At 74.6% G+C, this 10,365-nt stretch carries 10 protein-coding genes; 5 read left to right on the top strand and 5 right to left on the bottom strand.

From position 1 onward, the window contains the following. Positions 1-337 precede the first annotated feature (337 nt). Positions 338-1,345: a glutamine synthetase GlnII gene (gene glnII, locus VM242_12410; GenBank protein ID HVM05966.1), complete on the top strand. Its 1,008-nt coding sequence runs from the start codon at positions 338-340 to the stop codon at positions 1,343-1,345. Between the two features lie 57 nt (positions 1,346-1,402). Here glnII and msrA read toward each other — a convergent pair whose 3' ends face one another. Further along, entirely contained in the window at positions 1,403-2,044 is a 642-nt protein-coding gene (gene msrA / locus VM242_12405; protein HVM05965.1) for a peptide-methionine (S)-S-oxide reductase MsrA, read from the bottom strand. Between the two features lie 165 nt (positions 2,045-2,209). Between msrA and VM242_12400 the strand changes: the two genes are divergently transcribed. Together VM242_12400 and VM242_12395 are read left to right on the top strand one after the other, a co-directional pair. Then, complete coding sequence (locus tag VM242_12400) at positions 2,210-2,386, top strand: hypothetical protein (protein ID HVM05964.1); 177 nt, start codon at positions 2,210-2,212, stop codon at positions 2,384-2,386. After that, positions 2,387-2,542 (top strand): hypothetical protein, encoded by a 156-nt coding sequence (locus VM242_12395; protein ID HVM05963.1) that lies wholly within the window; start codon positions 2,387-2,389, stop codon positions 2,540-2,542. It begins immediately after the preceding gene. A gap of 12 nt (positions 2,543-2,554) precedes the next feature. Here the strand turns inward: VM242_12395 and VM242_12390 are convergent, their stop codons facing one another. The 3 genes from VM242_12390 to VM242_12380 are packed head-to-tail and all read right to left on the bottom strand — an operon-like array spanning position 2,555 to position 5,398. Continuing rightward, positions 2,555-3,754: a glycosyltransferase family 4 protein gene (locus tag VM242_12390; protein HVM05962.1), complete on the bottom strand. Its 1,200-nt coding sequence runs from the start codon at positions 3,752-3,754 to the stop codon at positions 2,555-2,557. 7 nt (positions 3,755-3,761) lie between these two features. Further along, complete coding sequence (locus VM242_12385) at positions 3,762-4,862, bottom strand: glycosyltransferase (GenBank protein HVM05961.1); 1,101 nt, start codon at positions 4,860-4,862, stop codon at positions 3,762-3,764. Continuing rightward, on the bottom strand, positions 4,859-5,398 hold the full coding sequence (locus VM242_12380) for a hypothetical protein (protein HVM05960.1): 540 nt from the start codon (positions 5,396-5,398) through the stop codon (positions 4,859-4,861). The genes VM242_12385 and VM242_12380 overlap by 4 nt, the downstream gene beginning before the upstream one ends. A 191-nt stretch (positions 5,399-5,589) precedes the next feature. Between VM242_12380 and VM242_12375 the strand changes: the two genes are divergently transcribed. Further along, the gene (locus VM242_12375) at positions 5,590-7,275 is read left to right on the top strand and encodes a hypothetical protein (GenBank protein HVM05959.1); all 1,686 of its coding nucleotides are present in this window, start codon (positions 5,590-5,592) and stop codon (positions 7,273-7,275) included. Between the two features lie 35 nt (positions 7,276-7,310). Next, the gene (locus VM242_12370; protein HVM05958.1) at positions 7,311-8,303 is read left to right on the top strand and encodes a class I SAM-dependent methyltransferase; all 993 of its coding nucleotides are present in this window, start codon (positions 7,311-7,313) and stop codon (positions 8,301-8,303) included. Between the two features lie 9 nt (positions 8,304-8,312). Here the strand turns inward: VM242_12370 and VM242_12365 are convergent, their stop codons facing one another. Further along, positions 8,313-10,349: a SpoIID/LytB domain-containing protein gene (locus VM242_12365; GenBank protein ID HVM05957.1), complete on the bottom strand. Its 2,037-nt coding sequence runs from the start codon at positions 10,347-10,349 to the stop codon at positions 8,313-8,315. Positions 10,350-10,365 lie beyond the last annotated feature (16 nt).

Raw genomic sequence — 10,365 nt, 5'->3', positions numbered from 1 at the left:
CCACGGGGGGGCGGGCAGCGGCATCACGGTCGACCCCGGGAAGCGGGGCGAGCTGACCCACCGGTTCGACCAGGCGGGCGAGGTGTTCGTCGGGTGCCACGAGCCGGGCCACTACCCGGCCATGCGGATCAGGGTGACGGTGGCGTAAGGCCTCCCGTCGGGGCCTCGCCGGGACGTCGCCTTGCGCCCCGCGCGCCGCCGGCGGTAGCAAGGGCACCGGGTGGGGACCGGCCGGCGGGTGCGAAACACACCGTTCACGTACGCGAAAGGGCGCGGAAACGGCGGCCTGCCACTCTCCACCGGACCCGACCCCGACGAGACACGGAGCACGACGGCCTTGACCATCAAAGCGGAGTACATCTGGATCGACGGCACCGAGCCGACCCCCCTGCTGCGGTCCAAGACGAAGATCGTCGACAACCCCGGCAGCCTCCCTATCTGGGGCTTCGACGGGTCGAGCACCAACCAGGCGCCCGGTGAGAACTCCGACTGCGTCCTTCGCCCCGTGTGCTCGGTGCCCGACCCGCTGCGCGGCGGCCCGAGCCTCCTCGTCATGTGCGAGGTCCTCGACACCGACATGACGCCCCACCGCACGAACACGCGAGCCGCCCTGGCCGAGGTGGAGGAGAAGTACCACCAGCACGAGCCCTGGTTCGGGATCGAGCAGGAGTACACGATGTTCAAGGGCAGCCGGCCCCTCGGGTTCCCCGAGAGCGGCGGCTACCCGGGCGCCCAGGGGCCGTACTACTGCGGGGTCGGTGCCGACGACGTCTACGGCCGCCCCGTGGTCGAGGCGCACCTCGACGCCTGCCTGAAGGCCGGCATCGCCGTGTCCGGCATCAACGCCGAGGTCATGCCCGGCCAGTGGGAGTTCCAGGTCGGCCCCCTCGGCCCGCTGGCCGTGTCCGACCAGCTGTGGCTGGCCCGCTGGCTGCTGCACCGGGTGGGCGAGGACCACGGCATCTCCATCACCCTCGACCCCAAGCCCGTCCGGGGCGACTGGAACGGCGCCGGCGCCCACACCAACTTCTCCACCCGGGAGATGCGTGAGTCGTACGACGCCGTGGTGGCGGCCGCCGAGGCCCTGGGCAAGAACGCCGACCACCACGTCGCCAACTACGGCGACCGCATCGAGCACCGCCTCACCGGCGAGCACGAGACGGCGCCGTACCACGAGTACAGCTACGGCGTCTCCAACCGGGGCGCCTCGGTCCGCATCCCGTGGCAGGTCGCCAAGGACGGCAAGGGCTACCTGGAGGACCGCCGGCCGAACGCCAACTGCGATCCCTACACCGTCACCCGCCTGATCGTGGAGACCTGCTGCTCCGCCATGGAAGAGCTGTAGCGGCGGTCGAGGTCGGCCAACCTGTAGCGGGAACGTCCCGGATCCGGGACGTTCCCGCTACAGGTTCGGGACCGGGCAGCTGACGCCGGTGCCGCCCAGGCCGCAGTACCCGTTGGGGTTCTTGGCCAGGTACTGCTGGTGGTAGGCCTCGGCGTGGTAGAAGGGCCCGGCGGGCGCGATCTCGGTGGTGATGGCGCCGTAGCCCCGGGCGGCCAGGGCCTCCTCGAACAGCGCCTTCGACGACGCCGCGGCGGCCGCCTGGTCGGGCGTGGTGGTGTAGATCGCCGACCGGTACTGCGACCCCAGGTCGTTGCCCTGGCGCATGCCCTGGGTCGGGTCGTGGCCCTCCCAGAACACCCGGAGCAGCGTCTCGTAGCTCACCCTGGCCGGGTCGAACACCACCAGCACCGCCTCGGTGTGGCCGGTGCGCCCGCTGCAGGTCTCCTCGTAGGTGGGGTTGGGCGTGAAGCCGCCGGCATAGCCCACCGCCGTGGTGAAGACCCCGTCGAGCTCCCAGAACTTGCGCTCGGCGCCCCAGAAGCACCCCATGCCGAACACCGCCTGCTCCAGGCCCTCGGGGAACGGGGGCCGGATCGGCGTGCCCAGGACGACGTGGTGGTCGGGGACGCGCATGGCCTCCCGCCGGCCGGCCAGGGCGGTCTCCGCGGTGGGCATCTCGATGGTGCGCCTTCCGAACATGACGTCCCCTCCTCGGTGCGCCTGCCTGACCAGTATGTCGGCCGTCGCCCACTACGGCGCCCGCCCGGTGACCGTCCGTCCACCTTCTGGGCTCGTTACGCCTCAATCGCGTGCGGATCGGCGCCGATAGGGGAACGAGGAGTCGCACGGTGTGAAGGAGGGTTCGTGCCTTCGACGATCGGTTGGCTGGCTGTCGCGGTGGCCGCAGGCGCACTGGTGGGACTGGCGATCGGCCACTGGCCGGCCGTCACCGGCTGGCTGCACCGACTCGTCGAGGACCCGGTCCCTCCCGCCGACGAGCGCGACGTCCCGGCCGACGAACGCCTCGGGAGGACTTCGTAGATGACCCTGGACCAGATCCTCGTGCTGGCCGGCGCCGCCCTCCTCGCGGTCGCCGCCGGGTTCGTGCTCGGGAACCGCCTCGGCCAGCGCCGGCTCGCGCGCCGCATCGGCGACGACGCCCAGGAGTGGCTCGACTCCCGCTCGACCTACTCCTGACACCGGCAGCGGTCACGCTCGGACCGCCGTGGCCACGACGCGGTCCAGCAGCTCCTCGTATCGCCCCAGCACGACGTCCCACGAGAGCTCGGTCGCCACGTACCGGCGGCCCGCTCGCCCGAGCGCCTCGGCCAGGGAGGCATCCGACGTCACCAGCTCGACGGCGGCCTCGAACTCGGCGTAGCCCCGGTAGGGGATGGCGCCGCGGCTGCGTCGCGCCTGGCCGTCGAGCACGGCGCAGCGGCCCTGGACGATCGCCGGGCGGCCCTGCGCCCACGCCTCGGCCAGCACCATCGAGAAGCTCTCGAAGTACGAGGGCTGGACCAGCGCCGCCGCGCCGTCGACGACGTCGCGCTTCGCCTGCTCGTCCACGAAGCCGGTCACGACCACGTCGGGGTGGTCGGGCGGGCGGGTGACCGGCTCGCCGACCACCACCAGGCGGAGCGGGCCGGGGTGGCGCCGCTTGTAGGCGGCGAAGAAGTCGAACAGCTCGTCGAAGCCCTTGGCCGGGTCCACCCGCCCCACCGCGACCAGGTACGGCTCGTCCCCCATCCCGGACCGGCGGCGGAACCGGGAACCGTCGCCGGTGGCGTCGAGGTCGAAGCCGATGCCCACGACGGCCGACGGCGTCCGCGTCCGGAAGCGGCCCTCCACCAGGTCTCGCTCCTCCTCGGTGCAGAAGGCGAAGGCGTCGGCCAGGCGGAACACGGCGTCGAACAGGGGCAGGGTGAGGGGCGGCTCCTCGTGGGCCGTCGGATGCAGGACGGTGGGCACCCGCCCGGCCGCCCGGGCCAGGCCGGAGCGGGTGGTGGCGTAGAGGTAGGTGACGAACGCCACGGCGTCGAAGCGCCCGGCCTCGGCGTCCAGCCACGGTCCGAGCTCGGGGACGTCGGGGCCCTGGGCGCGCATCCACTCCTCCTGGAGGTGCAGCGCCACCGGCTTGCGGCCCCACGTCACCCGCCCGTTCAGGGGGCCGAACCGGTCGAGGTCCCGCTCCCGCCCGGTGGCCAGGCGGTGGACGGTGACGCCGTCGTCCTCATCGGTGCCGGGCGGGTAGGCGTTGGCCCAGTCCAGGTAGCTCCGTGCGCACGTCGTGACCACCTCCACCTGGTGGCCGCGGGCCGCCATGCGGCCGGCGAACAGCCGGCACAGCCGCTCGGCTCCGCCGGCGACCTCGGCGCCGTAGCGCTGGACCACGTACAGGAGCCGCACCGTCGCCTCAGACCAGCTCGGCCACATGGCCGAGGAACACGGCGGCGGACCGGGCGGGGTCGAAGTCGTCGAGCCGCTCGCGGCCCCGCGCGGCCAGGGACGCCCGCAGGTCGGCGTCGTCGAGGAGCGTGGCCAGGGCCTCGGCCAGCAGCACGGGGTCGTCGCCGGGCGGCAGGAGGAGGGCGGCGTCGCCCGCCGTCTCGGGGATGGCCCCGCACGCCCGGGCCACGACCGGCACGCCGAACGCCATGGCCTCCAGCACGGGGACACAGAAACCCTCGTGCCCGCTGGCCGTCACGAAGACGTCGGCCCGGCGGTAGAACGCGGCCAGCGCGGCGTCGCTCACCGGCCCGGCCAACCACGCCCCCGGCAGGCTCAGCTCGTGGACGTAGTGCTGGACGGCGGCGCGGTAGCGGGGCAGCCGCCCCGGCCCCACCAGCACGAGCCGCACCTCGGGCTCCAGGTAGGTGGTGAGCACGTGGTAGGCCTGCACCAGCAGGTCGGGGCGCTTGTGGGGCAGGAGCTGGCCGACGTGCAGCAGGACCGGCCCCTCGACGACCTCGGCCAGGTGGTGGGCGGTGCCCGGGTCGGGCTCGATCCGGGTGAGCGCGGCGGCGTCGACCACCAGCGGGCTCACCCGCACGTCGTGGTAGCCCATGGACTCCAGGTCGGCGGCGTTGAACGCCGAGTCGGCCAGGGCCATGGCGACCCGGGGCCGCAGCTCGGCCAGCTCCCGCCGGCCGCCGTCCAGCAGGTCGGCGAAGGCGGGGTCGTACGGCCGGAAGGACTCCGACGGCGAGATGTTGTGGTACACGACCACGATCCGCTCGGGGCGGCCGGCCAGGAACTCGGCGACGGCCGGCTCGCCGATGGAGGCGTGCACGACGAGCACGTCCTCCCCGGCGGCCGCCGTTGGAGGCGACCGGCGGGCGTACTCGTCGAGCGGGACCACCTCGCCGGCGAGGGCGGGCTCGTGGTAGCGGGCGAAGATCTCGCACTCGCCCACGGCGCCCAGCGTGCGCAGTGCCGACCGCATGGCCAGGGCCTCGTTGGTGACGGCGTCCCCCGCCGACGCCGAGACCACCACCTGGTGGACCCGCCGGCTCACGGAGCGGGCGGGACGGCCGCCTCCATCGCCTCGACCCGCCCGGCCAGTGCCGCCAGGGCCGCCTCGGCTGCCACCGCCCGGCGCTCGGCGGCGGTCAGCCGCTCCAGGACGGCGTCCAGCTGGCCGACCAGGTCGGCGTGCACGTGGCCCTCGGGGTCCTCCAGGGCGGCCACGATGCCCACGAGGACGTCCCGGACGCCGTCGGCGTACTCCTGGACCTGGTCGAGCACGCCCGCCGTCTGGCGGGCCACCACCTTGGCCACGGCGGCGTGGAGGGCCTGGCCGCCCGGGCGCTGCGAGGTGGCCGGGATGCGGTCGAGCCCGAACCGCGACCGCCCGTCGAGGGCGGCGATGCGGGCCCGCACGTCGGTGAAGTCGGGGCTGGCCCGGTGGGCGACGATGCGCCGGAAGTGCTCCTCCAGGTCCGACTCGAGCCCCTCCGGGTAGGCGCCCGATCGCCGGCGCTCGGCCACCCGCGCCTGCATCCGCGCGATGACCTCGTCCAGGTCCACGTCGCGTGCCGCGTCGTCCGCCATCGGCGGCGATGCTAGGGGACCGGTCGCGCCGGACAGGCTCCGCCTGCGGGACGGCGGGCCGTGAGCGGAGCGGCCGGCTGTCGTCGGAAGTGCCGGCGCCGGGCGTCTGGCGGCAAGAAGAGGCGGTATTCGCCCCTTCTTGCCGCCAGAGCGAGCGCATCGCCCCCGAGGAGTAGGTTGGCCGCAGCCCGATGACCGTGACGTTGGACGCCCCCGCCCGGCGGACCGCTCCCTCCGCGCTGTCCCGCCGGACCAGGCGCACCGACCGCGCCGTCCCGCTCGGCCTCTTCGCCGCCGCCCTCGCCTCCTACGCCGTCGCCGCCGCGGCGTGGCCCACCGAGTGGGACTCGGTGAGCCTGGTCTTCGGCGTCGACGACTTCGACGTCACCCAGGCCAGCCCCCACGCCCCCGGCTACTGGCTGTACGTGGCCCTGGGCCGCCTGGTGCGGGCCGTGACTCCCCTCGGAGCGGCCGACAGCCTCCTCGCCGCCTCGGCGGTGGCGGCGGCCGCCACGGTGGCCCTGGGGTGGACCGTCGGCCGGGCCATGGGCGGGCGGTGGCTGGGAGCGGCCACCGCCGGGGTGCTCCTCACCTCGCCGTTCGTCGCCTTCTACGGGTCGTCGGTCGGGACCTATCCCTTCGACGCCCTGGCCAGCCTCGTGCTGCTCCACCTGGCGTTCTGCGCCACCCCGGGGTCCTGGCACGCCCCGGCGGCGGCCGCGGTCCTCGGCCTGGCCGGCGGGGTGCGCCAGTCGTCCCTGCTCCTGCTGGCGCCGCTGGCCGTGGTGGCCCTGGTGCGGTGCGCCCGCCGGGCGCCGTCCCCCGCTCGCGTCCTGGTCACGACCGCCGTGGCCGGCGTGGCCGGCGTGGCCGTGTGGCTCGTCCCCATGGCGCTCGAGCAGCCCGGAGGCCTGGCCGCCGTGCGCGAGGAGAGCGGGCGGATGTGGCGCCAGGCCGTGGAGGTGAGCTCGGCGGTCTACGGGGCCCCGGGGGGCGGGGTGCGCTACAACGTCGGGCAGGCCACCGGCTACACGCTGGCCGCCGTGGCGCTCCTCCTGCCCGTGACGGCAGCCGCCGCCGTGCTGGCCCGGCGGCCCTGGCGCCACGACGACGACCACCGAGGCACCCGGCCCCGGCGCCGGGGGGTGCCCCGCGTCACCCCGGCCGTCCTGCTGGCGATCGCCGCCCTGCCGCCCTTCGCCTTCGTGACGGTCTTCCACTTCGGCAAGGCCGGGTACGTGCTCTCGTACCTGCCGCCCCTGGTCCTCCTGCTCCTGTGGCCCGCCCGCGACCTCACCCGCCGGCGGCGCCTGGTCGCCGGCGGCCTGGTGGCGGCGGCGTGCGCCGTGCAGGCCCTGCGCTTCTGGGGCGCCCCGGCGCTGCTCCCCGAGCGGCTCACCGACACCAGCGCCCTGTGGTTCACCGAGTCCCGGTTCGGCGCCCCCTACCGCATCACGGAGGACGCCATCCGCCGGACGGACGCCGACGTCGAGCGGTACCGGGCCCTGGGACGGGAGTTCGACCCCGCCTCCGACGAGCTCGTCTTCATGTACATGAACGGGGGGCACCGCTTCCGCCACGCCATGCTGACCCTGCCCGAGTTCCGCATGCACTACGTGCAGCTCGGGTTCCACGAGTGGTCGGCCTTGCAGCGGCGCTGGACGCACGAGCGGGACCACGTCCTGGAGCTGGCGCCCGGTGCCCGGGCGGTGTTCGTGGTCGACGAGCCCCGCAGCGAGATGCAGGCCCTGGTCGACGCCGGGGTGGCCACCCGGGTCCCTGTCGAGGACGGGCCGACGGCGTACGCCGTCCCCGCCGGGTTCACCGTCTACGACGTGGAGCTGGTGGCCGGACCGGCCCCGGCGGCCCCCCGGTAGTGTCGGCGCCCATGGCGTCGAGAGCGGTACGGCCGGTGGCGGCGGTCGTCCGCAAGGGCCTCCGGTCCGCCGCCCGCAACCAGCCCAGGGTGCGCGGGATGATGGCCGCCGTCGCTCGGGAGCTCGCCCGGGCGCTGGACGACGACGTGTACGGCGCCTCGTACTTCGGCTCGGGCCGGGACCCGCTCGACCGCATGGGCCTCTCCGGCTACGAGCGCTACGACCGGGACTCCAGCAACGCCAACGTGGCCGCCTACCTGGTGTGGCGGTGGTTCGAGGTGACGAGGACGCTGGACGTCGGCTGCGCCACCGGGTTCGTCGTGGAGGCGCTCCGGGAGGTGGGCATCGACGCCTCGGGCGTGGACGTGAGCCAGTACGCGGTGGAGCGGGCGGCCGAGGGCGCGCGCGGGCACATCGCCTACGGCGACCTCACCCGCCGCCTCCACGTCCCCGACAGGAGCTACGACCTGGTGACCGTCCTGGAGACCCTCGAGCACCTCCCACCCAGCGCCGTCCACCACGCCGTCGAGGAGCTGCGCCGGGTGACGCGGGGCTACGTCGTGGCGACCATCCCGTCGTTCGGCCCCAACCACAACGGCCCCGGGGGATGGTTCAACGCCAAGGTCCGCGACGAGCGGGTCCCGCACTACCAGTCGCTCGGCCCCGGGTTCCGGGGCCCCATCCCCTACGACGACCTGTACCGCGACGCCCGGGGCGAGCCCATCGAGGGCCATCTCACCATCGCCTCGTTCGACTGGTGGACCGAACGGTTCACCGAGGCCGGCTTCCTGCGCTGCGACCGCGTCGAGCGGGCCATGCACCCGCACCTGGCCCGCTTCGGGCTCACCAAGTACTGGAACCTCTACGTGTTCCGGGTGCCGGGCGCCGCCGAGCCGGGGCCCGACGTGCGCACCCCGGAGGAGATCACCGCCCGGGAGGCGCAGTGGGGCCTGGACCGGCGCCGGGCCGCCGCCGAGGACCTCCAGGCCGTCGCCCTGGCCCTGGGCCGCACGTCGGGCGCCGGGTAGCCCGGCTCCCTACTGGTTGTAGCGGGCGGTCAGGCCTCTGACGCCGCCGCGGTAGCCGGGGACGGCGGTGGCGACGTCGCCGAAGCGGGGGGCGTCGCCGAAGGCGAACACCCGGCCGGCGTCGTTGGCGACCAGGTAGCCGGCGCCCCGGGTGGCCTGGAAGCCCCGGGCCGGGCCGGCCGCCCCGATGCCGGGCAGCGACCCGAGGAAGGCGGCGTCGCCGAAGGCGAACACGCCGCCGTCGGCCGCCAGCAGCCAGTAGCCGTTGCCCGACGCCGTCGCGGCCATGGCGACGATGGGCTGGTTCAGCCGGATGGCTCCGGTGGACCCGAAGAACTGGGCGTCGCCGAAGGCGAATATGCCGCCGTCGGCCGCCACCAGCCAGTACCCGCCGCCGCTGGGCGTGCGGGCCATGCCCACCACCGGCTGGTTGAGCCGCATGGCGCCCGTCGAGCCCCGGAAGGCGGCGTCGCCGAAGGCGAAGATGCCGCCGTCCTTGGCGACCAGCCAGTAGCCGTTGCCCGAGGGCGAGGACGCCATGGCCACGACCGGCTGGTTGAGCCGGATGGAGCCGGTGGAACCCCGGAAGGCGGCGTCGCCGAAGCTGAAGATGCCGCCGTCGGCCGCCACCAGCCAGTACCCGCCGCCGCTGGGGGTCGCCGCCATGCCGAGGACGGGTTGGTTCAGGCGCCGGGCGCCCATGGAGCCGTAGAACTGGGCGGCCCCGAAGGCGAAGATGCCGCCGTCGGCGGCCACCACCCAGTAGCCGGCGACGCCGCCGCTCGGGTTGTTGGTGACGAGGAACCAGTCCGACTTCAACCCGAACCGGGACCGGAACTCGTTGCCGCTGAGGGTCTGGCGCCCCGCCCGGCCGACGAGCACCAGCTCGACCACGCGGCCCCCGAAGTCGCCGAAGCCGTTGCGGCGCACGACGTCCACGGACAAGAGCTCGCCGATGGCCGGGAAGGCGGCCTGGACGGCGGCGACCGGGACCGACGCCGTCCAGTCCCGGTGCGGGTTCTGGGCGACCGCATCGCCCTCGTCGGGCACCGCCGGGAAGGTGCCGCCGGCCGTGTGCCCGCCGGTGGACGACGAGAACTCCGTGCGGGCCACCGCGCCGGTGGCGGTCATGATGCGCACCTGGCCCGCCGTCTCGGCGATGGCGGCGTTGGTGGCCGCCGCCTCCAGGTCCCGGTAGCCGGCCGCGTCCTGCACGGCGAACCCGCCGTACACCTGGCAGGACTCGGTGTCGCAGGTCTTGGCGTAGGAGTAGCGGTTCTCGGACTGGGCATACGACCGGGCGGCCACCGCCTGGGCCCGCAGGGCGTGCATCCCCGCCCCGCCGCCCAGGGCGCCCCACGCCGCCGGGCTCTCCCGGGGCACGACGCCCCGCAGGTAGCCGTCCATGCCGAGGATGTTGACGGTGCGGGTCGCCCCGCTCACCGCGTCGTGGACCACCTGGAGGTGCCCGCGGTACCACCGCACCCCCGACCCCGTGCACAGCTGGAGCAGGGTGTTGCGGTCATCGGTCTGGGGCACGCCCGAGCCCAGGGTGACGGGACCGGCGGCGGCCGGCGCGATCGGCGTCCACGGCCCCCCGCAGCTGTCGGCCTTCGATACCTCGAAGGTGTTGGGTGCCACCATGCGGGTACGGATCGCCCGGTAGGTGGACCCCGGGTTGGTGCTCGTCGTCGCCGCGTTCTGCTCCTGGACGACGATGGTGTCGAGGGCGTCGTTGCCGGTGAGCCGCACCGACATGGGCGGGTCACCGATCGAGCCCATCGTGGTGCCGCCGTAGAAGTGGTCGAGGATCTGCTGGTACGTGCGGCCCATCAGCGCGTAGCCGAGCGAGCCGTACTGCCCCATGCCGCGGCCGTGGCCGTTGCCGTGCCCCCGCAGCTCCACGTTGGCCGCCGGGTAGGCGCCGGCCGGCGCCGGAGGGGCCACCGCGGCCAGGAGCGAGCCGAGCAGGGCGGCGGCGAGGGCACCCGCCATCGCCACCGCCGGGTTCCGAGGACGCGGCGAGGCCGCCGCCGAAGCCGTCATGGCCCGAGACGCTACC

It is taken from the genome of Acidimicrobiales bacterium, assembly GCA_035540975.1.
GTDB lineage: Bacteria > Actinomycetota > Acidimicrobiia > Acidimicrobiales.
Note: the sequence above shows the minus strand (reverse complement) of the source record. Positions and strands in the feature narration are given on the sequence as shown.

What these genes read in the sequence shown, in the direction of transcription:
- msrA (HVM05965.1), bottom strand. Translation starts at nt 2,044, where the DNA reads ATGTTCGGAAGGCGCACCATCGAGATGCCCACCGCGGAGACCGCCCTG.
- VM242_12375 (HVM05959.1), top strand. Translation starts at nt 5,590, where the DNA reads ATGACCGTGACGTTGGACGCCCCCGCCCGGCGGACCGCTCCCTCCGCG.
- VM242_12395 (HVM05963.1), top strand. Translation starts at nt 2,387, where the DNA reads ATGACCCTGGACCAGATCCTCGTGCTGGCCGGCGCCGCCCTCCTCGCG.
- VM242_12365 (HVM05957.1), bottom strand. Translation starts at nt 10,349, where the DNA reads ATGACGGCTTCGGCGGCGGCCTCGCCGCGTCCTCGGAACCCGGCGGTG.
- VM242_12380 (HVM05960.1), bottom strand. Translation starts at nt 5,398, where the DNA reads ATGGCGGACGACGCGGCACGCGACGTGGACCTGGACGAGGTCATCGCG.